Here is a 23756-nt window from a genome sequence, read left to right on the forward strand (position 1 = left end):
CTAAGCCTCATTAGCGAAGGGGCTTTAAGATTTACGGTCAGGTGAGACTTGCTTGACAAAGAGGCAATGTACAGTTAGATTGTATATAGTTGGACTGTATAAAGTTCGACTTTACATATTGTAGATCAGGTCAGGAGAAGGAAAATGGCACGAGATAAAAATTTACCGCTGACTGAGACGACGTATTACATCTTGTTGGCGCTCACCCAGCCACTTCACGGCTATGGGGCCATTCAGGAGATTGAACGCCTTAGTCAGGGGACCGTCAAGATTGCGGCGGGGACGATGTACGGGGCAACGGAGAACCTGTTGAAACTGAAGTGGATCAAAGAGGTGCCAAGCAATGACAAACGCCGTCGCGTGTATCTCATCACTAAGGCCGGACAAGCAATCTTAAAGTTAGAAACGCAACGATTACGGGGCTTGGGGAAGCTTGCCGAGAAGTTTGGGTATTAGGGAGGAACGGAACATGAAAAGATTTCACGTATTTTTAGATCTCAACGACGAGGAAGACTGGATCAACGCCATTCAAGAGCGCGGCTACCGTTTGGATTGGGTAAATCCGTATCTGCACTGTTATTCGTTTCAGGTGCTGGCTGACGCTGATCAGTTCACGCCCTGTATCCGATTGGACTTTCGGGATCGGGGGATGAGCCGGCGTCATTACCAGGACTATCGTCAACTCTTCAGCGATAGCGGTTGGCGGCTCATTGCCGGGAGTCGTCATGGTGGGATTCAATACTTCCAACAGCGGACGATGGCGTCGGATCGTGATATCTTTTCGGATGAGCGGTCCAGGGCCAGAAGTCGCCGGCGGTTCACCCGCTTCAGTTTGTATTCTGCTGTTTTTCTGTTGAGTTACGTCTTCTTCTATTGGCAGACTATGGACAACCTTAATTTCTTTGATATCAAAAGTTGGTATCTCACGCCAGGACTGTGGCAAATGCAGGGCGAGTGGTTCTGGAAGGCCATTATCTTCGAGACACCGTTTGCGTTAATGCGCGTAGGAGTGTTTTACGTCTTCCTGATTGTCGGTCTCTATAACCTGTGTCGGGTGATTCGTGGTTATCGCTGGCAGGGGTGATTCGGGATACATGGATGCCATGTACATCTTGACGGGGATGCAGGGGTGCATAGCTATTGGGAAGCACCGGTCACTAAGCCAATTGCTAGTTAAAAATACCATGTGAGTGACCAGAGGTGGGTCAAGCCGACCAGCTGTGTCGATGGTCTTGACTGAGTGATTTTCTCAGACTAGAGCATGGGACGACCTTTGAGACCGCCCTTTGGCTCAAAGTCGAGGTGGAAGCCCGCTCCTTAGGCTGGAACCGGCCCCACAGCAGGGCGACTTGAACCCACCGCCGGGAACGTTAAGTCACGACAATCCCATCCGGGGACAGGCAGTTGTAGACACGCAATGCTGATTTGCACATCAATGTTAACCGGAGGAGGCCAGGGGCGGAGCCAGCTGTGTCGATGGTCTTGACTGAGCGGCCTTCTCAGTCTAGAGCATGGGCCAATCTTGGAGACGCGCGGTCTTTGCGTGGCTTCAAGTTGAGGTGGAAGCCCGCTTCTCAGGCTGGAACCGGCCCCATAGCAGGCGCAGCCCCTGGCAGCCGTAGGTGACAATTGAAACGCAAACCCAGCAATTCTGGCTATTCAATTGCCGGCTGGTAGCTTATACTTAATAAGGAATTCACGGGCGCCGCCACCCAGTCACCAGCCCTATCGGTGACCAACAAGCACCACGGCGGCCCCGTCACAGAAAGGAAGATTACCCCATGGATGCAGACCATCTCTCACAACGCCTGGCCACAGTTGCCAGCTATGTCCCACAGGGCGCCCGCCTTGCCGATATTGGTACCGACCACGCCTATTTACCAGTCAACCTGGCCAAACGGGGCGTCATCACCAGCGGAGTTGCCGGTGAAGTTGTGCCTGGCCCCTTTAAGAACGCTGAACACGAAATTCACAAGGAAAATCTGAGCGACCAAATCACGGCGCGCTTAGCCAATGGGCTTCAGGCCATCGAGCCGACCGACCACATTGATACGGTGGCGATTGCCGGGATGGGTGGCACGCTGATTACCCAGATTTTGACGCAGGACTTCGACCGTCTGGCCGGGGTGCAACGCCTGATTTTACAGCCCAACGTGGGCGAGTCTAACGTCCGGCAATTCTTGATGACCCACGGCTTTCAACTGGTCACCGAGAACCTGGTCAGTGAGGACGGCCACGACTACGAAATCCTAGTCGCCGACCGGCAGGAAAACCCGACCCAGTATGGTGCCGAAGACCTGCACTTTGGCCCGTATTTGTTAGCCGACCACAGTCCCGTTTTTGTGGCGAAATGGCAACGCGAGCTCGCCCGGACCGAAGCCGTCTTGCAACAGGTCGAGTCCGCTAACGAGGTGCCCGCGGAAAAGGTGGCATCCCTGAAAGCTAAAATCAGTGAAATCAAGGAGGTCTTGCAACGTGTTGGTGCGTGAGTTAGTCGAACGATTTGAACAATTTGCTCCCAAGACATGGGCAGAACCGGGTGATCCGGTCGGCCTGCAATTGGGGAATCTGGATGCGCCGGTCCACAAGGTGCTGGTCACGCTAGACGTGCGGCCCGAGGTCGTCGATGAGGCGATTCGCCAGGACGCGGACTTTATCTTTGCCCATCACCCCATGATGTTTCATCCGGCCAAGAACCTTGACCTGAGTGTGCCCCAGAACCAGATGTACGCCACGCTGCTGAAACACGACATCACGGTGTACGGCGCCCATACCAATTTGGACAGCGCGCCCGGTGGCATGAACGACTGGTTAGCGGCCGCCCTCAAGTTACAGGACACCACTGGCTTGGTGCCTAGCAATGGCAGTACCGCCACGCCAGACATTATGATGGGTCGTATCGGTGACCTGGCCCAGGCCATGACGGTGGTCGAGTTTGCCCAGTACTGCAAGGAAGTCTTTCATGTCGGTGGCCTGCGGGTCATCAGCCGGACGCCGGATGCGCCGGTCAAGCGGGTCGCCGTCTTAGGCGGTTCCGGTGGGCCGTTCTATCAGGCGGCACTGGCCAAGGGCGCCGATGCCTACGTGACCGGCGACATTTCGTATCATCCCGGCCATGACATGCTGGCTGCGGGGCTAAACGTCATCGACCCCGGGCACCACATCGAAAGCATCTGCAAGCCCCACCTGACCCAACTTTTCCAGGAGTGGGCGGCAGAGAATGACTGGCCGATCACGGTCCAGGCCTCCATGTTAAATACTGACCCGTTTACTTTTCTTTAGGCAAGAAAACGCGTACACTGAAATGGTAAGTTAACTTAATTGAGGAGTGATTTATTTTGGCAAAGTATGAAAATTTGATTCCCCGGTTTCTGAAATACGTGAAGATCAACACCCGGTCCACGCCGAACGCAACGACCGTTCCTTCCAACGAGCGGCTGACGAAATTCGCTGAAGGCCTGGTAGAAGACTTGAAGGCCATTGGTTTAAGCAATGTGCACATCAACGCGCAATCCAGTTACGTTTACGCTACCTTACCCGCGAACACGGACAAGCAGGTGAAAAAACTTGGGTTCATTTCCCACTTTGACACGGCCGATTTCAACAGTGTTGACATCAACCCCCAGTTCGTTGAAAACTACGATGGCCACTCCGTCATCAAGTTGGACGACGCGGGCAAGTACACGTTGGACCCAGCCGTCTTCCCTAATTTGAAGAACTACCAGGGCGACACGCTGATCACCACGGACGGCAGTACCTTGTTAGGTGCCGACGACAAGTCCGGGGTTGCTGAAATCATGGCATCCGCCGAATACCTGTTGGCTCACCCAGAAATCAAACATGGCGAAATTGAAATTGGCTTGGGACCCGATGAAGAAATTGGGACCGGGGCCGACCACTTTGACGTCAAGGACTTCGGTGCCGACATCGCCTACACGGTCGATGGGGGCCCATTAGGCCAATTGGAATACGAAACCTTTAACGCCGCCGATGCCCAGGTCGAAATCACGGGGACCAACGTGCACCCGGCCGAAGCTAAAGGGGTCATGGTCAACGCCTCACAAGTGGCCATGGACTTCCACGCAATGCTGCCAGAACATGACCGGCCAGAAAACACGGAAGGGCGCGAAGGCTTCTTCCACCTCTACAGCATGGAGGGAACCGTTGATTCCGCCCATCTGAGCTACATCATCCGGGACCACGACCGTCAGATCTTTGAAGATCGCAAGAAGTTGTTCCAAGGGGTCGCTGACCAATTGAACAAGGCTTACGGTTCCGACCGCGTGGCTGTGACCATCAAGGACCAGTACTACAACATGCGCGAAGTCATCGAGAAGGACATGACCGTCGTTGACTTGGCCAAGCAAGCCTTAGAAGAATTGGACATCAAGCCACTGATCTTCCCTGTTCGTGGGGGGACCGATGGCTCCAAGATCTCCTTCATGGGTCTGCCAACGCCTAACCTGTTTGCCGGTGGGGAAAACATGCACGGCCGGTTCGAATACGTTTCCGAACAGACCATGGAAAAGGCAACCGACGTGATTATCAAGATTGCCCAACTCGCCGAAGCACAGGCATAAATTAATTGGTCAAAATAGGTCAAATTATTTTGATTTTGCGTTAAAATCAGTTAGAATATGAGTGAAAAATGGAGGTTAACCTAAGGGTTGCCTCTTTTTTCGACCCGTGAAAAGTAGTTGTGCGCGGGGAAAATAAAAAAATTGAGTTCATGATGAACAGTGAAATTTGATTAAATCAATGAGGAGGACATGCAATGAATCCAGAAAAAATGACGCAAGCTTTAACCGATGCCTTAACGGAGGCGCAACGAATCGCCATGACCCGCAAGCACCAACAGGTCACCGTGGCCCATCTCTTTAAATTTTTAACGCAGCCCGGTGAACTGGGACGTGAAATTTTAGCGGCGGCCGGCGTCGACATCGCGGCCATGGATGCAGAATTGGACCGCGAATTAGACAGTATCAGTACCGTCTCCGGGAGTGGCGTACAATACGGCCAGGAATTTTCTCGGAACCTGACGGACTTGTTACAGCGCGCGGACGCCGTGAAGGACAGTTACCACGATGACTTCATGGCCGTGGACGTGGTCGTGATTGCTTTGATGCAACTCGGCGGGGAAAGCCTGACCGACTACCTGAAGAGCCAGGGCATCACGCAACAAATGGTCAAGAACGCCGTTGATAAGATGCGTAGCGGCGAACGGGTGACGTCGAAGAACCAAGAAGACCAGTACAAGGCCTTAGAAAAATACGGGACCGACCTGGTCAAGGCCATGCGCAGTGGCAAAATTGACCCGATCATTGGGCGGGATGAAGAAATCCTGTCCGTGATTCGCATCCTGTCGCGCAAGACCAAGAACAACCCCGTTTTAATTGGGGAAGCTGGGGTCGGTAAGACGGCCATCGTGGAAGGGTTGGCCCAACGCATCGTGCGCGGGGATGTGCCCGATAATTTGAAGGACAAGACGATCTTCTCCCTGGACATGGGAGCCCTGATTGCCGGTGCCAAGTACCGGGGTGAATTTGAGGAACGTTTGAAGGCCGTCTTGAAGGAAGTCACCAAGAGCGAAGGCCAGATCATCATGTTCATCGATGAAATTCACAACATCGTGGGTGCGGGCAAGGCCGAGGGTAGCATGGACGCCGGTAACCTGTTGAAGCCAATGCTGGCCAGGGGTGAACTCCACCTGATCGGCGCCACCACGCTGGATGAATACCGGCAGTATTTGGAACAGGACAAGGCGTTAGCCCGACGGTTCCAACGCGTGCTGGTCAACGAACCTAGCGTCGAGGACACCGTCACGATTCTTCGGGGCATTCGGGAACGTTTTGAAATTCACCACGGTGTGAAGATTCACGACAACGCGTTGATTGCGGCGGCCAAGTTATCCGACCGCTACCTGACCGACCGGTTCCTGCCCGACAAGGCCATTGACCTGGTCGACGAGGCGTCGGCTTCCATTCGGGTGGAAATGAATTCGGCCCCGACGGAATTGGACCAGGCGCGGCGGCAAATGATGCGGATGCAGGTCGAACAGACCGCGTTGAAGCAGGAAACCGACGAGGCCTCACAACAGCGGTTGACGGAACTGACCAAGGAGCTGGCCGACACCAAGGAAAAGGTCGACAAGTTGAGTGCGCGCTGGAACCAGGAAAAGACGGCCATCCAAAGCGTGGGTGACAAGAAGACCGCGCTTGACACGGCCAAGCGCGATTTAGCCAACGCCGAATCCGCCTACGACTTGAACAAGGCCGCCGAACTCCAACACGGGACGATTCCCCGCTTAGAGAAGGAATTAGCCGACCTGGAAAAGCAGGACCAGAACCAAGACTGGCTGGTCTCCGAATCCGTCACGGAAAATGAAATTGCCGCGGTCGTGAGTCGGATGACCGGCATCCCCGTGACCAAGTTGGTCCAGGGCGAACGGGAGAAGCTGTTGAAACTGGCCGACCGGTTACATGACCGGGTCGTGGGCCAGGACCAAGCCGTTACTGCCGTCGCCGATGCCGTCTTGCGTTCCCGAGCCGGACTACAGGACCCGACCAAGCCGCTGGGCTCCTTCCTCTTCTTAGGCCCAACCGGGGTCGGGAAGACGGAATTGGCCAAGGCCTTAGCCGAGAACCTCTTTGATAGCGAAGACCACATGGTGCGGATCGACATGTCCGAATACATGGAAAAGGCATCCGTGTCTCGGTTAGTCGGGGCGGCTCCGGGCTACGTTGGCTACGAAGAAGGGGGCCAATTGACCGAGGCCGTGCGGCGGAACCCGTACACCATCGTGTTATTTGACGAAGTGGAAAAGGCCCATCCAGACGTCTTTAACCTGTTGCTGCAAGTCTTAGATGACGGGCGCTTGACGGATAGTCAGGGACGGACCGTGGACTTCAAGAACACCATTTTGATCATGACCTCTAACCTGGGGTCGGACCTGTTGCTACAGGGGACCGATGACCAGGGACACATCAGCGGGGATGCCCAGAAGCAGGTGGCGCAGTTGCTACAAGCCCATTTCCGGCCAGAATTCTTGAACCGAATCGACGAGACCATCATGTTCACGCCGCTGTCATTAGCCGACGTGCAACAAATCGTGGTCAAGCTGATCGCCCATCTGGCCACTCGGCTGCACGAACAGCAGTTGGACCTGACCATCACGCCGACGGCTCAGGCCTGGATCGCCCAGAAGGGATACCTGCCAGCCTATGGGGCGCGGCCACTGCAACGGTTCATCACCACGCACGTGGAAACGCCATTGGCCCGGAAGCTGATTGCGGGTGAAATCCCGACGAACAGTCTGATCACCATCGATGTGGCGGACGACCAGTTGACGTTTACTCACGAGATTCAGACGGAAACCATTGGTAAATAGGCGCTTTAAGGGATTCGACCGTCCATGGCCGGGTCCCTTTTTGACTGCATTTTGGCGTTCACGAACATTTGTTCGTTACCCGCGATTTACCGCATTTTTTCTGGTATAATAGCGATAACGAAACGATAGAGAAGGGAGTACCGGGGATGTTTGTACCGTTACAAGTCTTAAGCACCTACAGTTTATTACAGAGCACGAACCGCATCGACGCGCTGGTCCAGACGGCCAAGGACCGGGGTTACTCGGCTTTAGCGCTCACCGACCATAACGTCATGTACGGAGTCGTGGCCTTTTACAACGCCTGCCAACAAGCGGGAATCAAACCCCTGTTGGGCCTCACGTTAAGCGCCCAGGGCATCAGTGACGCCCCCCAGGCGCACGATTGGGTCCTGATTGCCCAGGACTTTACCGGTTATCAACAGTTGATGCAGCTCTCCACGGCCTACCAGGTCGCAGAAGGCCCGGTCGACCTGACCCAACAAGCCGCCAACCTGAGTCATTTGGACCTGATTGCGCCCCTAGATAGCGAGATCCATCAGCTCCTAGCCGCGGGTGACGTCACGGCCGCCGAACGCGTTGTGCACCAGCTACAGGGCTTAGACCCCCACCTGTCTTTAGGGATTAGCCCAGAAATACCGACGGCGACCCGTGAGACCTTAATCACGCTGGCACAGACCACGCAGATCCCTCTGGTGGCGTTAGCGCCGGTCGAGTACCTGGACCGCGACGACCATTTTGCCGTGACCGTCCTGCGGGCCATCGGGGCCGGGGCGACGTTAACGGACCCGACCGCTGAACAAGAAACGTTGGGGACCCACTGGTTACGCCCGGCAGCCGAGGAGACCGCACGGTTTGAAGCCGCCGGTCTGGGGGATGCGGTGACCGCCACGGGGGAACTCGCCGCCCAAACGGCCGTGACCCTGAAGTTCCAGCAGCCGCAATTGCCCCAATTTCCCACACCTGATCACCAGGCCTCCCAGGATTACCTGCGTGAGCTCTGCCAAACGGGGATCAAACGCCGCCTAGCCCAGAATGCCATCACAGATAGCCAGCCTTACCAGGAACGCTTAGAACGCGAATTAGGGGTCATTCACCGGATGGGCTTTGACGACTACTTCCTGATTGTCTGGGACGTCATGAACTACGCCCACCAGGCCCACATTCAGACCGGACCGGGGCGGGGATCGGCGGCTGGCTCACTTGTGGCCTACGTTCTAGCCATTACCGAGGTCGACCCGTTGGCCTATGACCTGTTATTCGAACGATTTTTAAACGAGGAACGGGCCCAGATGCCCGATATCGACCTGGATATCCCGGATAATCGCCGGGAACAGGTCTTGCAGTACGTCCATAACAAATACGGCCATACCCGTGTCGCCCAGATCATTACCTTCGGGACACTAGCCACCAAGGCCGCGTTGCGTGACGTGGGCCGGGTGCTGGGGATGCCACCGTATGCCATGAGCGACTGGAGCGCGGCCATTCCGCCACAGCTCCACATCACGCTAAAGGAAGCCTATGATCAGTCACAAAAGCTGCGCAACCTGGTGGCCGATAGTGAGAAGAACCGCCTGTTATTTGAGACGGCCCAAAAGCTCGAGGGCTTGCCCCGGCACTACTCGACCCATGCGGCCGGCATCGTGTTGAGCCAGGGACCGTTGACGGACCTGGTGCCCCTGCAACCGGGGAGTGAAGACCTGCTGATGACCCAGTACCCCAAGGATACGGTCGAGGCGGTCGGTCTATTAAAAATGGACTTCCTGGGCTTGCGGAACCTGAGCATTCTTGCCAATACGTTAGCCTTAGTCAAGAAACAAACGGGCCGTGCGCTCGACCTGAATCAAATCGATTTAAACGATGCCGCGACATTAGCGTTATTTGCCCAGGGGGAGACCAACGGCGTCTTTCAATTCGAATCATCCGGGATCAAACGGGTCCTGCGGCAGCTCAAACCCAACAGTTTTGAACTGGTCGCGGCGGTCAACGCCCTGTACCGACCGGGACCCATGGAAAACATCGATACCTTCATTCGGCGGAAGGACGGCAAGGAACAGGTGACCTATGCGGCGCCAGTCTTAAAGCCCATCCTCGGACCGACCTATGGCGTGTTAGTGTACCAGGAACAGGTCATGCAGGTGGCATCCGCCATGGGGGGCTTTACACTTGGGGAAGCCGATTTGCTCCGGCGAGCCATGAGTAAGAAGAAAAAGCAGACCATGGACGCCATGCAAAAGAAGTTCGTGAGTGGCGCACAACAGTTGGGCTATGCCCCAGCGGTCGCCGAACAGGTCTTTGCCTACATGGACCGCTTCGCTAACTACGGGTTCAACCGCTCCCATGCGGTGGCCTATAGCAAATTAGCCTTTCAACTGGCCTACCTGAAGGCCCACTATCCCGGACCGTTCTACGCGGCCTTGATGAACTCGGTGATCAACGTGCCGGTCAAGACCAAGGCCTATTTGACCGAGGCCAAGCGCCACGGGGTGACCGTGCTCCCACCGGACATCAACGACTCGACGGCCTACTTCAACTTACAGGGGGATGCGGTCATCTTCGGGTTAAGCAGTATCAAGGGGGTCCGCCGGGACTTTTTACGGGAGGTCTTAGCCGATCGCAACGAAAACGGCCCGTTCAAGGATCTCCACCAATTCTTACAACGCATCGATGCCAAGTATCGCAAGACGGACCTGTTAAACGCACTGGTCTACGCGGGTGCCTTCGACCATTTCGGCCATAACCGTGCGGAGCTCCTGGCCGCCTTGCCAGAATTCATCAGTACCGTCGAACTTTCCGGCGATAACGTCGAGCTATTTGCCGCGTTGGCGCCGAAGATCAAACCGGTGCCGGACCTCGACTTGATGACCAAGCTCAGCAATGAGGAAGCCGTCTTAGGGGCATACCTCTCGGGCCATCCCGTCGCCCAGTACCAGGCGCTCGCACAGCAACTCCACGCGACGACCATTAGTGATTTAACCGTGAATGCCCGGGTCGCTACGATTCTCTATGTGACTAAGATTCGAACGATTCGGACCAAACGCGGCGAGCCGATGGTCTTCGTGACCGGGAGTGACGAGACGGCCGACGTGAGTGTCACCATCTTCCCCAATCAATTCCGGCAGGTCAGCACTTGGTTGAAAACCGACCAGGTAATCGTCGTGCGGGGGAAGGTCGAACAACAGCGAGGCTTGCAGATTGTGGCCGACCAGGTAACGTTGGCTGAGGAGATACCGGTTCGTGAGCAGTCGGCGTCACAGTCTAGCTCGTCGCCGCAACCCAAGCAACCGACGTTACCGACGGGCGCCCGCTGGTTCATTCGGGTGGACGTCAATCATGATGACCGGTCGGTAGCCAGACAGCTGGCCCAATTTTTGACCAGTCATGTCGGTCAGGTGCCCGTCATCGTGTACCAACCCCAGACGGATACCAAACGTGTCCTGCCCAAAAGCCAGTGGTTACCGGGGGATGCCCAGCTAAAAGACGCCCTGGAACAACTGATGGGCGTGGGTAATATCGTCTTACAAAACGGATAGACCAATTTTAATAAAAATACCTCTAGACTATTTGTGCGGGCTTTAGTATGATTATACCAATGCTTAACAAATAGAGAACTGGAGGTTTTTTTGATGGATTTAAACGTGAAGATTTACGCTGATGGGGCCAAGCTGGCCGATATGCAGGCCGTGGCGGCCCAGGGACTGGTCACGGGGTTCACCACGAACCCAAGCTTGATGAAGGCCGCCGGGATCACCGACTACTTAGCCTTTGCCCAAAAGGCAGTGGCTACGTTCCCCGACCAATCGATCAGCTTTGAGGTCTTTGGCAACACCCCCGACCGGATGCTCGCCGAGGCCAAGGTCCTAGCCGGCTTAGGCCAACACGTCGCCGTGAAGGTGCCAATCATCCGGGCCAACGGTGAGGACAACGCCGCGGTCATTTGCGAATTGTCTAACGCCGGAGTCCAAGTCAACGTGACGGCCATCACGACGCTCACCCAGGTCAAGTTAGCCGTCGACGCCTTGAACGCTAAGGTCGGGGGCATCGTCTCCGTCTTTGCCGGGCGCGTTGCCGACACGGGTGTCGATCCCTTGCCATTGATGCGGCAAGCCGCTGGACTCTGCCACACCAAGGAACACGTCGAATTGTTATGGGCCAGCACCCGTGAAGTCTTTAACGTGGTTCAGGCCGAACAGACCGGCTGCGACATCATCACCGTGCCACCTAAGATCTTAGCCAAGCTTGCCAAATTTGGGACGCCAGCCGTTCAGGTCTCCGTGGACACGGTCAAGACGTTTGATGCGGACATCGCCAGTCTCGGATTTACCATTCCCGTGACGGAATAGGCGATTCGTCGCGAATAATGATGGAACTTAAGAAATCCTTACGTTTTGTCGGAAACGGGGGATGACCGAACGGTGGGGGATGTCCCCATTCAGTGGTCAAAACGATTGGTCTAGTTGCTTGATTGGTCTGACAATAAAGCGCTATTTATCCATTCAATAACCTGTTGATTATAAAATCAGCAGGTTTTAATCTTTCCTGAGGCCCGCCGGCCCGGGGAAAGCGCTTACTTTGAAAAAATATGAACAATCAGCGAAAAATCGGTAAACAAAGGCGACATTAATTTTCAAAAGTGATAGAATAATTTTGGAATCAAATTTGTGCCGAAACTTTTTGTGAGTCTTAATTTGACTAAAGTTATTAAAAATTGTTTCGTGCCAATTCTAAAGGAGAGATTTTTCTAATGAAGAAAACCAAGATCGTAAGTACCCTTGGTCCTGCAAGTACTGACGTTGATACGATTGTTAAGTTGATCGAATCCGGCGCCAACATCTTCCGGTTCAACTTCTCACACGGTGACCACGAGGAACACCTCGGCCGTTTGGAGAACGTTCACAAGGCTGAAAAGATTACTGGTAAGACGGTTGGTATCATGTTGGATACGAAGGGTGCCGAAATCCGGACCACTGTTGAACAGGGCGGTAAGCTCAACTTCAAGACTGGTGACGTATTCCGGATTTCCATGGACGACTCACTCGAAGGAACCAAGGAAAAGATTGCTGTTACTTACCCTGGCTTATACGATGACGTTCACGAAGGCGGCCACGTCTTATTCGATGATGGTTTATTAGACACTGTCGTTGATAAGAAGGACGAAGCAACTAAGGAATTAGTTGTGACTGTTCAAAACGATGGTGTTCTGGGCTCCCGTAAGGGTGTTAACGCTCCTGGCGTTTCCATCAACTTACCAGGGATCACCGAAAAGGATTCCGATGACATTCGTTTTGGTTTGGACCACGAAATCAACTTCATCGCTGCTTCATTCGTTCGGAAGCCACAAGATGTCATGGACATCCGTGAACTCCTCGAAGAAAAGCACATGGAACACGTTCAAATCTTCCCTAAGATCGAATCCCAAGAAGGTATCAACAACTTTGATGACATCATCAAGGTTTCCGATGGTTTAATGGTTGCTCGTGGTGACATGGGTGTCGAAATTCCAACGGAAAACGTGCCTTTGGTACAAAAGGCTTTGATCAAGAAGTGCAACATCTTAGGCAAGCCAGTTATCACCGCTACCCAAATGTTGGACTCCATGCAAGAAAACCCACGTCCTACTCGTGCCGAAGCATCTGACGTTGCCAACGCTGTCTTTGACGGTACTGACGCAACGATGCTTTCTGGTGAAAGTGCTAACGGTGAATACCCAGTACAAGCCGTTGCTACGATGAACCGGATCGACATCAAGGCTGAAAATGCTTTGAAGGACTTTGGTCGTGACAACTTAGACTTCGATAACGGTGACGTTACTGAATCTATCGGTGCTTCCGTTGCTCGTGTTGCTAACCAACTTGGTGTTAAGACCATCGTTGCTGCAACTGAAAGTGGCTACACCGCTAAGATGATTTCTAAGTACCGGCCAGATGCTGATATCTTAGCCGTTACCTTTGACGACCGGACCCGTCGTGGTTTGATGGTCAACTGGGGTGTTTACCCAATCGTTACCGAAAAGCCTTCAAACACTGATGAAATGTTTGACCTGGCTGCAGCCAAGGCCGTTGAAACGGGCTTAGCTAAGGAAGGCGACTTAATCCTGATCACCGCTGGTGTGCCAGTCGGCGAACGCGGGACGACTAACTTGATGAAGATCCAATTGATCGGCTCAAAGTTAGTTCAAGGCCAAGGTGTCGGTGACGACACAGTTATCGGCAAGGCAATCATTGCCAACACCGCTGCTGAAGCCAACGCCAAAGTCGTTGAAGGTGGTATCTTAATTGCTAAGAACACCGACAAAGACTACTTGCCAGCTATCGAAAAGTCTAGCGCCGTTATCGTTGAAAACGGTGGGTTGACTTCTCATGCTGCTGTTGTTGGGATTTCTATGGGGATTCCTGTTATCGTTGGCGCTACCGGTGCCAGCGACAAGATCTCCGATGGCGAATTGATCACCGTTGACTCACGTCGCGGTATCGTTTACCACGGTGCTTCCAACGCGCTTTAATTTGAGATAAACCTGTTATAAAAAGGACCCTCTGTCGGGGGTCCTTTTTTGCTGTCCAGAAAGTGGGATAGCGTTTGAACGTAGGTCGTCCTGACAACCACAACCGCCCACGCACAACTTAAACAATTTTGTCAGATTAATCCTCGCTAGTTCGGGCGTTTCCGTGTAAAATAAAGGTTAGACACTTTTGACCGGTAGACTGGGAAACCAGTAGAATTGAGGAGATTATGGAAGAACTATTAGGCCGCATCATCGCGGGAAAAGTTACTGATGAAAACGAAAAGGATTACTACGTGCAAGTTTCTGGCACAACTTTTCGGTTAGATAAAGCAGAAATCAAAAAGCCCTTGAAGTTGGGCTCGATTTTCAAGGGATTCGCCTATGAAAATGAAGACCATGACATGCAGATTACCCGGGACGCTCCGGATGCCCAAGTTGACCACTATGGTCTGGGCACGGTCGTTCGGAGCCAACGGACGTTAGGGGTGTTCGTGAATATTGGCCTGCCCAACAAGGATATCGTGGTCTCCCTGGATGATCTACCAGATATCATGGAATTGTGGCCCCAACAGGGGGACAAGCTGCTGATTGCCTTGCGTGAAGACGCCAAGCAACGGCTCTGGGGCGTGCTGGCCGATGGTGATGTTTACCAGGCCATTGCCCAACCCGCAAAGAAGAAGATGCAAAATAGCAACGTGACCGCCCGTTCGTACCAATTAAAATTGGTGGGGACCCGGGTCATCACGGATAATTTTGAATTGGGCTTCATTCACCCGTCAGAACGGGAAACGGAACCCCGCCTGGGCGAGGAACTACATGCCCGGGTCATTGGGGTCCACGACGATGGCACCCTGAACTTATCCCTGCGTCCCCGGACTTACGAGGCTATCGATGACGATTCAGCCATGTTGTTAGCCGCACTCCAACACTCGGATGACGGCAAGCTGGACTTCAGCGACAAGTCAGACCCCGCAGCCATCAAGGCATACTTCGGGATCAGTAAGGGCCAATTCAAGCGGGCCATCGGTCACTTGTTAAAAGACCGTCAAATCACCCAGCACGATGGCGCCCTCTGGTTAAACCAAAGCGCAGCCACAACGGAAAAGACGGACGAACCAGCGGAATAGCTGGCTGGGTTTCAAGTCGTTCAAGAAAGTTTAGTCGTGCTCATACTTAATCACTGTCAGAGTTCATTGGCAGGAGTAAGTGTGAACTAACTGAACATGAGCCGCAGGGCGGGTGAAAATGGGCCCAGCCGTGGGAATTCTCTTGGTGGCTTTGTCACTTAGAGAATTGGACTCTTTGAGACGCTTGGCGGCTCAAAGTAAGCCCGGAGACCGCTTTTAGTCTCCGGGCGTCCGCCCACAGCGTTCCGGTCCCATTTTCACCCGCCCGGAGGCGGACTTAATGTCCAGTTTCAAAACACTTAAGGAGGTGGGTGAATGACGGTATTAGAGAACCAAACAGCCGACTTTGCCCATTACCTAACGGTGGAACAAGGCCTGGCGGCGAATTCTGTGGCCAGCTATACGCAGGAACTGCGGAACTTTAGTCAGTATTTAACGACGAAAAAGGTTGTCGACTTTAAACAAGTTGACCGCCTACAGATTATGGCTTACCTTAGTGCCCAAACGGCTGCCGGTAAGTCCCGCAACTCCGTGATTCATGCGGTATCGGCTCTACGGAAGTTTTACCGTTACCTGGTGCAGACACATCAGCTAACGGATAATCCGATGGCCAATGTGGCCGCACCCAAGCACGCCCAGCATTTGCCGGCCGTGTTGACGGTGGCCGAGGTTGACCGCCTGTTAGCGACCCCCGATACCAGTAACAAGTACGGCTTGCGTGACCGGGCCATTTTAGAGGTCATGTACGCCACTGGTTTGCGGGTGAGCGAGCTGGTCCATTTGAAACTAGTCGATTTACATCTGGAGATGGGGCTGATTCAAACTCTGGGGAAGGGTGACAAGGAGCGAATCATTCCCATCGGGGACGTGGCGGCAGACTGGATCAATCGGTATTTACAAGATAGTCGGCCGGTCCTGCTGAAGCAGCGGACCAGTCCCTACCTGTTCTTGAACGGGCACGGTGGCGGGCTATCTCGGCAAGCCATTTGGCAAAAAATCAAGCACTACGTCGGGCTCGCGGACATCCAAAAGGACGTGACGCCCCATACGTTGCGGCATTCCTTTGCCACGCACATTTTAGAAAACGGGGCGGATCTGCGGGTTGTTCAGGAACTCCTGGGCCACGCGGATATCACCACCACTCAAATTTATACGCATATTTCAAAGAAACGCCTACTAAATGTCTATGACCAGTACCATCCGCGCGCATAGTGTGGTAGAGTAGGTGGACGTTGAACGGAGGGGGACCATGCTACTTAAATATCGTAGCGATTATCAAAAAATTGCGATGGGCCTGCTCAGTCTATTACCCAACTTCAAGGACTGGGACCGGCTCCAACGCGAGCTAGCCTGGTATCAGGGCGGCGATGACCGGTGTCTGTACTTGTGGAAGGACGAAAACGATGACTTTGCCGGGGCGTTAGGCACCGAGAGTCAGGGCGACTTTTTAGTTGTTCGGTTGATCACGCTGATGCCAGACAAGCAACTGACGCGCAACACCTGGCAAATGTTAGACCAACTCGCGACGGCGGCCCCAACCAAACGTTTGATGGGGACCTTAACCACCGCCAAGATTATTGCAAAATGGGAGTATCACCATGGACAAAGCCACAACGAACGGCCAGCCACTGATTCAGGTCAGTGATTTTGAGGGCCCATTAGACTTACTATTACATCTAATTAAAACCAATGAAATGGACATTTATGATATCCGCATTAGTACCATTACCAGCCAATATTTGACCTACCTGCACCAAATGCAGACGCTACGGTTGGATATTGCGGGTGAATATTTTGTCATGGCGGCGAATCTGATGGCCATCAAGGCCAAATTGCTGTTGCCCAAGCCCCAGACGGTTGAACCCATCGATGAAGACGACGGGGGCGACCCCCGCGAAGAGCTGGTCAACCAATTGCTGGAATACCAACGCTATAAGCAGGCGGCTCAGGAGCTGAAGCAGCGGGCCGTCGACCGGCAACAACACTTTACCCGGCCGGCCATGGCCGTTCCCGATTCAGTTGCCTTGACCGTGGCGCCCGGCATCCAGCCGAGTGACCTGCAAACCGCGTTAAGTCGGCTGATTCACCGGGCGATGGTTGCCAAGCCAGTGACGCAAAGCATTCACCAAGAACATTTCACCATCAAGGCCCAAATGACCACGGTGCTGGGACGTTTGCGGCAAGCTAAGGGGCCCGTAGCCTTTGACTACCTGCTGGCCAAGCAGCCGGTCATGGAAGAAATCGTCACCACCTTTTTGGCCGTGTTGGAACTGGCGCGTCAACGCCAGGTCCGCTTACAACAGGCCGGCCGTCTGGCGCCGTTACAAGTGAACTTTTTACAAATGGAAGGAAGGTACGCCACCGATGTCACCTCTAGCTCAGATTGAAAGCCTGCTATTCGTCAGCGGTGACGAGGGCATTACGGTTGCTGACCTAGCGGCCGCGACGGGACTGATGCGGCCGGCAATTCTCGCCAGTCTGGAGAAGCTGGCCCAGAAGTACGCCGCCGATGCCGATTCGGCCTTGGAACTCATGGTCAACGACACCACGTACCGGCTGGTCACCAAGGAGGCGACCGCGGACGTCATCAAACACTACTTTGAAAATCCGCTGAGCACCAGCCTATCGCCGGCTTCCCTAGAGGTGCTGGCCATCATTGCGTATCGCCAACCGATCACCCGCATCGAAGTCGATGAGATTCGGGGAGTCCAGAGCGCTTCGACGGTTCAGAAGCTGGTCTTGCGCCGGTTGATTGAAGATGCGGGTCGACTAGACGAACCCGGTCGTCCCAAGCTGTACCGGACCAGTGCCTACTTCTTGGACTATTTTGGCTTAGAAAAGTTGGCGGATCTACCGCCGTTACCAGCCGCAGCCACGCCTAGTACCAGTGACGAAGCGGACGGCGGTGACCTGTTCTTACAGGCATTTAACGAGCAGCTCAACCAATCAGGAGATGAAACCTAACTATGGAACGTTTACAAAAAGTTTTGGCCCACGACGGGGTCGCTTCACGACGTCAATCAGAAAAATTAATCATGAGTGGCCGCGTCCGGGTCAACGGAACTGTGGTCACTGAACTGGGCACCAAGGTCGGCGCACACGATAAAATCGTGGTCGACGGAGTCCCCGTGACGACGGAAGCGCCCGTTTATATTCTGATGTACAAGCCGCGGAGTGTCATTTCAACGGCCAACGATGACAAGGGCCGCAAGACCGTCGTCGACCTAGTTGAAGGCATCAGCCAACGCATTTACCCGGTCGGCCGGTTGGATTACGATACGGCGGGGCTCTTACTGTTGACCAATGATGGCGAGCTGGCGAACCGCTTGACTCATCCGAAGTATGAGGTCGAAAAGACTTATATCGCCAAGGTCACGGGCATTCCCACGAACGACGAGATGAAGAGCTTGCGCCAGGGTATGACGGTCGAGGGTGAAACCTACGCGCCGGCTAAGGGCAAGATCATCAGTGTGGATGACAAAAAGAAAACGGCCATTGTGTCCTTGACGATTCATGAAGGGAAGAACCACCAAGTCAAGAAGATGTTGGCGGCCGTGGGCTTACCGGTTGAAAAATTAAAGCGGGAGCAGTACGGTTTCTTAACGTTAAAGGGGTTAAATGCTGGCGAGTCGCGGCATTTAAAGCCTGAAGAAGTTAAAGAGCTCCGACGGTTAACCGGATTAATTTAAAGCAAGCGGTTGACAGCTTTAGAAAATCTTAGTATATTAAGTTTGTAATTAAAATTTAGGTTCATCTTCAGGGCAGGGTGGAATTCCCGACCGGCGGTTAAAGTCCGCGACCCGCGCAAGCGGTGAATTCGGTGTAACTCCGAGACCGACAGTATAGTCTGGTATGCAGAAGATGAGACATTGCTTTTTGCGCAAACTCATTTACGTAAAACCCAAGGTCTTGCCCTTCTGTGGCAGGACCTTTTTCTATAGTTTTGTCACGAGATGGCCGCAAGGAGGAACAGGTATCATGGAAAATAGTCACAATGAGTTGAATGTTCGTTCGATGGTCGAGATGGCACTGTTTGCCGGTGTCGCTTACGTGTTGATGTTTGTATCGGTGCCAATTATTCCGATTGTGCCGTACATGAAGCTCGACCTAAGTGATCTGGTCGTCCTGCTGGGCATGAGTTTATTTGGCCCCGCGGGTGCGGTGATGATTGCGGCCGTGAAAGAATTACTCTACTTTGTGTCGACCGGACTGGATATCGTCAACTTCATCGGGGTGCTAACGGCGTTCATCGCGGATATCGCCTACATTTTGCCAATCAGCTACGTGCTGAAGCATAAGCAGGGCGACGCGCAACCCGGATTGAAACGGCAAATCGTTGCTGTGATCGTCGGGACGCTGACACTGACGGTGATTTTGTCCTTAGCAAACTGGTGGGTCATTACGCCGCTTTACTTAAAGGTATGGGGCATGTCACTGGGCCTGCCCGTGAACAAGCTGATTTTGCTGGGGGTTATTCCGTTTAATCTATTGAAGGGAATTATCCTGGGCATCCTGTTCATTCTAGTGAGTCGTCGAATGGCACCTTGGTTGGCCAAGCACACGCTCTCATAACCGCATCACTAACAAATTTTTCGAAACAAAGGACCGGCCACGTGCCGGTCCTTTTTCTTTCGAAACAAAGGACCGGCCACGTGCCGGTCCTTTTTCTATGGTAAACTGAACAAAGACTTTAAAATTGAGAGGAGGGTCTACTGTGGAGGCGAGTGATTTAGGTCAGTTGTTGAGTGCCAAACAGGACCGGCGAATTCGCGTGATTGAAAATCTCTTGCGCGGCAAAAAAACGGTGTCGACCCTCTACTGGGGGCAACGCTATCACTTGTTGCCACTGTTGAACCTGGCTAAACAACTGGACCGCGGTGGTCTCGATAACGCCGTGCAGGAGCTGCAACGCCGTCATTGGCTGACGGTCGATACCGAACAAAAGACGCTACGGCTCACGAATCAGGGGGCCCAGGCATTGGCCGAGACGCCGACGTATCAGCCCCAAACGGTCGATCAGTGGGTAAACTTAGACATCATGGCTGCGCGGCAACGCCTGTTGTTAGCAGTCCAAGTGACCTCCCAGTATGCCCACAGTACGGCCCGTTACTATCCGTTGGCGACCGACCAGAAAACCCGGCAACACGTGCGACAATGGTTTCACAGCGCTAAGGGACCGGCCTTGGCGTCATCGCTGGCCCAGGCATTGGTGACCAGTCTCGCGCAATTACCGGCCAGCACGGCTGACATTATGACCGACCAGTTTACCGGTTTTGGCCAACCGGGGCTGACCCTTGATCAGCTGGCACTGGCCCACCAAACGACGATCTGGCAAGTCCGGTTGCGGCAGTTTGACGGCGTCACCCAGATTGCCCGGGACGCCCGTCACCCGGAGCATCCGCTACATGATTTGCTGGGGCCACTCTGGCGGGTTCCCATTTCACCGAGTGCCCAAGAAACGCTAGCCGCGGTGTCCGCGGGCAGGGACCTGCAGCAAGTGGCGAACCGACGACAGATCAAGCTGAGCACGGTTCGCGAACATCTGCTAGAGGCAGCAATCATGCTCCCGCTGACCGATTTTCCGTACGATAGTGTGCTTCCCCAGTCGGTGCGCACGGATTTTCAGGCCGCCGTTCAGGGCAACTTGGATGACTGGCAGTATTCCGCGCTGCCCCAGGCAATGCAGGCTCGCTATGATTTCTTTTATTTTCGGCTCTATGCCATTTGGCGAATCAAACAGGAGGTAACAGCATGACGGAAACGTTGACGGCCAGCCTACAGCGGGTCTTCGGTTTCGATCAATTTCGGTCGGGGCAGGCCGCGGCCCTCGAGAGCCTAGAGGCGGGTCAGGACACCCTGGCAATTCTGCCGACCGGGGCCGGTAAAACCTTGATCTATCAACTCTATGGGTACCGCCATCCGGGGTGCGTCCTGATTGTCTCACCGCTCCTGTCACTCATGAATGATCAGGTCGACCGGATGCGGATGAACGGCTTCAAACGGGCCGCGGCCATTAACTCGTTGACCCCATTTGGGGAACGGCTGCATATTTTAAATCACTTAAACGATTTGCAATTTTTATTTCTATCTCCAGAAATGCTGTCACAGTCCCAGATGCTTGACCGGTTACACCAGGTTACTATCAGCCTCTTGGTCATCGATGAGGCCCACTGTATCGTCCAGTGGGGACCGGATTTTCGGCCGGAGTATCTACTATTGGGCGCAATCCGAGAGAAGCTTAATCGACCGTTAACGTTGATGTTGACCGCCACGGCGGGGAAGCAGACCCGCCAGGAGATTGCCAAGCAGCTGCGGAGCACGCCTCAGGTAGTGACCGAATCGGTTAATCGACCAAATATTTTCTTGGATGTGGAGAATGTCGCCGACGAGGCAACCAAACAGGCCCGGCTGCTGGATTTAGTGAAACATTTACAACGCCCCGGCGTCATCTACTTTTCCAGCAAGCAACAGGCTAGCGATACCGCGTTATGGCTGCAACAGACAGCCGAGGTGCGGGCGGCGGCCTACCACGCGGGATTGGATGCCGAGGATCGGTTCAAGATTCAGCAACAGTTCATGGCCGATCAGCTGGATGTCATCTGCGCCACTAGTGCCTTTGGCATGGGTATCGATAAGGATAATGTCCGGTTCGTGATTCACTATCACCTGCCAGCCGACTTAGAGAGCTATGCCCAGGAAATCGGGCGCGCTGGTCGGGACGGTCAGCCTAGTGTCGCCATTTTGCTGTACGCGCCGGGTGATGAGCAGTTGCCCTTAGCCCTTGGCCAGTCCAATCGACCGGAACCAGATACCATCCAGCGTTACTACGCGCATCCCACCAGCTTTGCGGCCGACGACCCGCAGATTCACCTGTTGGCGTTCTACCGCAATCATGGGATTAGCCAGGCCGCCGTGACGCGGTTATTTGCCAGTCGAGAACGGGAGCGCAATCATGCTCTATCACAGATGGTGGCGTACGCGAAGTCGCCGACCTGTTTGCGGGAGAAGTGGCTGCAGGCCTTTGACGAGGAACCACCGGCTCATGACGACGCCTGTTGTGCCCCCGGCAATGTGCCCCTGGATTTGGCGGCCCATAATCTGACACGGCAAGCCAAAGTTTTGACACCAACGGCTACGGTCGGGTGGCAGGAGCGGTTGACCCGGTTATTTTAAAGCGTTGATTAATTTTTAGGGCCTAGAGTCCGTTACAAGGCTTAAAAATCTGTAAACATCGTTAAGAGAGTTCTAAAGAATGCCGCGACGCCGACATTTTCAGCAATTATAGCTATCGAAATGGTACGGTACGTGGTACAATTACGGGTGAAAGTTTTTCAGGGAGGTTAGATGATGAGTCAGAAGCGTGACGATCAAACGTCGAAGGAACAAGAGTCCCACCCGTGGGATCAATCGTTTGCCGATGATCGGGACGATCAGGGGAACCTGTCACGAACGAAGATGCGGCGGCAAAACCACAGTAACACCATGGTAACGGTCATTTTGGTGGCAATTATCGTGGTTATTGCTGCGGCCTCATTGGTTTACGGCTTGGCGCGTCAAAGCGCTGTCAATCGGCCACAAAATACGGAAAAGGTGGCGGCAAGTTCCTCCAGCTCATCCAGTAAGGCCAAGAGCTCCAGTCACAAAAAGAAAGCTTCTACTAAGAAGTCTTCTTCAGCGACCACGACGAGCTCACCTAAGAAATCAACAACTTCAACCACAACTGCTAGTTCGGCTAAGACGACTAGCAGTTCTTCGGCTACCACCAGTTCGGCCACTGAATCAAGTACGGTTACCAGCAGCAGTCATAGTAGCAGCGCCGCAACCAGTAGTAGTGCGGTGGCTGGTTCTAAGTACGCCACGGTTGAATCTGGACAAGGGGTTTACCGGGTCGCAACAAACGCGGGAATCTCTGTCCAAAAATTATTGGAATTAAACGGCCTGTCTTCCGGTTCTTCCCTCTATCCGGGACAGAAGTTACGGGTTCGCTAAGTTTTAAAACTATTTGATAGGAGTTTGGTTGTCATGGAGAAACAAGGTTTACAAGTGGCTATCGATGGGCCGGCTTCCGCAGGGAAGAGTACGGTCGCTAAGATCGTTGCCCAACGGTTCCACTACATCTACTGTGATACCGGTGCCATGTACCGGGCCATTACTTGGAAGGTGCTGCAAGCTGGCGTCGGGTTGACCGATGAAGCTGCGGTCAAGCAGTTATTGGATCAAATCACGATTCGATTTGAACCGGGTACCCCCGTTCAAAAGGTTTTCGTTGATGAGACGGAAGTCACCTTGGCGATTCGCCAACCGGACGTCACCAATTCTGTGTCGGCCGTTTCTGCATTGCCAGCTGTCCGGGCCGAATTAACGGAACGGCAACGGCAAATTGCGGATGCCGGTGGCATTGTGATGGACGGTCGGGATATTGGGTCGACGGTTTTGCCCAAGGCTGAGGTCAAGATCTTCTTGGTCGCCAGCGTGGACGAACGGGCGCAACGGCGGTTGAAGGACAATGCGGCCAAGGGAATCAACACGCCACTGGCAACTTTGAAGTATGAAATCGAAGAACGGGACCGAAAAGATTCCACGCGAAAGGTTTCACCATTGACCCAGGCAGCCGACGCAATCCGCTTGGATACTACGTCTATGAGCATCGAACAGGTCGCTGATAAGATCGCAGAAATCATCCAAGAAAAAGAATCCTAGAGAAATAGGCATTTTACTAGCTTTTATAAGCACAATCAGCTAA

20 protein-coding genes and 1 riboswitch are annotated in these 23756 nt (G+C 53.7%); all 20 genes read left to right on the forward strand.

Features of this window, described 5'->3' with window-relative positions; genetic code table 11:
• Positions 1-144 precede the first annotated feature (144 nt).
• The 20 genes from JUF22_RS08660 to cmk all read left to right on the forward strand — a co-directional run bounded on the left by JUF22_RS08660 (position 145) and on the right by cmk (position 23713).
• A complete protein-coding gene (locus tag JUF22_RS08660) occupies positions 145-456 on the forward strand; it encodes a PadR family transcriptional regulator (protein ID WP_203645615.1) in 312 nt (103 codons plus the stop codon).
• Between the two features lie 13 nt (positions 457-469).
• Positions 470-1084 (forward strand): DUF2812 domain-containing protein, encoded by a 615-nt coding sequence (locus tag JUF22_RS08665; RefSeq protein WP_203645617.1) that lies wholly within the window; start codon positions 470-472, stop codon positions 1082-1084.
• Between the two features lie 697 nt (positions 1085-1781).
• Positions 1782-2489, forward strand: a complete 708-nt coding sequence (locus JUF22_RS08670) for a tRNA (adenine(22)-N(1))-methyltransferase (protein ID WP_203645619.1) — start codon at positions 1782-1784, stop codon at positions 2487-2489.
• Entirely contained in the window at positions 2476-3282 is an 807-nt protein-coding gene (locus tag JUF22_RS08675) for a Nif3-like dinuclear metal center hexameric protein (protein ID WP_203645627.1), read from the forward strand. The genes JUF22_RS08670 and JUF22_RS08675 overlap by 14 nt, the downstream gene beginning before the upstream one ends.
• A gap of 56 nt (positions 3283-3338) precedes the next feature.
• Positions 3339-4580: a peptidase T gene (gene pepT, locus JUF22_RS08680; protein ID WP_203638114.1), complete on the forward strand. Its 1242-nt coding sequence runs from the start codon at positions 3339-3341 to the stop codon at positions 4578-4580.
• Positions 4581-4774: 194 nt separating this feature from the next.
• Positions 4775-7387: an ATP-dependent chaperone ClpB gene (clpB, locus tag JUF22_RS08685; protein ID WP_203645634.1), complete on the forward strand. Its 2613-nt coding sequence runs from the start codon at positions 4775-4777 to the stop codon at positions 7385-7387.
• Between the two features lie 146 nt (positions 7388-7533).
• Complete coding sequence (gene dnaE, locus JUF22_RS08690) at positions 7534-10917, forward strand: DNA polymerase III subunit alpha (RefSeq protein WP_203645636.1); 3384 nt, start codon at positions 7534-7536, stop codon at positions 10915-10917.
• A 93-nt stretch (positions 10918-11010) separates the two neighbouring features.
• A complete protein-coding gene (locus JUF22_RS08695) occupies positions 11011-11727 on the forward strand; it encodes a transaldolase (protein WP_203645638.1) in 717 nt (238 codons plus the stop codon).
• Positions 11728-12128: 401 nt separating this feature from the next.
• A complete protein-coding gene (gene pyk, locus JUF22_RS08700) occupies positions 12129-13886 on the forward strand; it encodes a pyruvate kinase (RefSeq protein ID WP_125762713.1) in 1758 nt (585 codons plus the stop codon).
• Positions 13887-14113: 227 nt separating this feature from the next.
• Complete coding sequence (locus tag JUF22_RS08705) at positions 14114-15013, forward strand: CvfB family protein (RefSeq protein ID WP_203645640.1); 900 nt, start codon at positions 14114-14116, stop codon at positions 15011-15013.
• A gap of 315 nt (positions 15014-15328) precedes the next feature.
• Positions 15329-16225, forward strand: coding sequence for a site-specific tyrosine recombinase XerD (gene xerD, locus JUF22_RS08710; RefSeq protein WP_203645642.1), 897 nt, complete (start codon positions 15329-15331; stop codon positions 16223-16225).
• Between the two features lie 37 nt (positions 16226-16262).
• Positions 16263-16658: an N-acetyltransferase gene (locus JUF22_RS08715; protein ID WP_203638124.1), complete on the forward strand. Its 396-nt coding sequence runs from the start codon at positions 16263-16265 to the stop codon at positions 16656-16658.
• Positions 16612-17400 carry a segregation and condensation protein A gene (locus tag JUF22_RS08720; protein ID WP_203645644.1) on the forward strand — a complete coding sequence of 263 codons (789 nt, stop codon included), beginning with the start codon at positions 16612-16614 and terminating at the stop codon, positions 17398-17400. The genes JUF22_RS08715 and JUF22_RS08720 overlap by 47 nt, the downstream gene beginning before the upstream one ends.
• Positions 17378-17977 carry an SMC-Scp complex subunit ScpB gene (scpB, locus tag JUF22_RS08725; RefSeq protein ID WP_203638126.1) on the forward strand — a complete coding sequence of 200 codons (600 nt, stop codon included), beginning with the start codon at positions 17378-17380 and terminating at the stop codon, positions 17975-17977. Before JUF22_RS08720 ends, scpB begins: the two co-directional genes overlap by 23 nt.
• Before the next feature lie 2 nt (positions 17978-17979).
• Positions 17980-18702 carry a pseudouridine synthase gene (locus JUF22_RS08730; protein WP_203645646.1) on the forward strand — a complete coding sequence of 241 codons (723 nt, stop codon included), beginning with the start codon at positions 17980-17982 and terminating at the stop codon, positions 18700-18702.
• A gap of 59 nt (positions 18703-18761) precedes the next feature.
• Positions 18762-18880, forward strand: a riboswitch (FMN riboswitch).
• A 111-nt stretch (positions 18881-18991) separates the two neighbouring features.
• Positions 18992-19585: an ECF transporter S component gene (locus JUF22_RS08735; RefSeq protein ID WP_203645653.1), complete on the forward strand. Its 594-nt coding sequence runs from the start codon at positions 18992-18994 to the stop codon at positions 19583-19585.
• A gap of 142 nt (positions 19586-19727) precedes the next feature.
• Positions 19728-20768, forward strand: coding sequence for a helix-turn-helix domain-containing protein (locus JUF22_RS08740; RefSeq protein ID WP_203645655.1), 1041 nt, complete (start codon positions 19728-19730; stop codon positions 20766-20768).
• Positions 20765-22186: a RecQ family ATP-dependent DNA helicase gene (locus tag JUF22_RS08745; protein ID WP_203645657.1), complete on the forward strand. Its 1422-nt coding sequence runs from the start codon at positions 20765-20767 to the stop codon at positions 22184-22186. The genes JUF22_RS08740 and JUF22_RS08745 overlap by 4 nt, the downstream gene beginning before the upstream one ends.
• A 174-nt stretch (positions 22187-22360) precedes the next feature.
• Complete coding sequence (locus JUF22_RS08750) at positions 22361-23002, forward strand: LysM peptidoglycan-binding domain-containing protein (protein ID WP_203645659.1); 642 nt, start codon at positions 22361-22363, stop codon at positions 23000-23002.
• 33 nt (positions 23003-23035) lie between these two features.
• Positions 23036-23713 (forward strand): (d)CMP kinase, encoded by a 678-nt coding sequence (gene cmk / locus JUF22_RS08755; protein ID WP_203645661.1) that lies wholly within the window; start codon positions 23036-23038, stop codon positions 23711-23713.
• Positions 23714-23756 lie beyond the last annotated feature (43 nt).

This window comes from Levilactobacillus lanxiensis (assembly GCF_016861655.1).
GTDB classification, from domain to species: Bacteria; Bacillota; Bacilli; order Lactobacillales; family Lactobacillaceae; genus Levilactobacillus; species Levilactobacillus lanxiensis.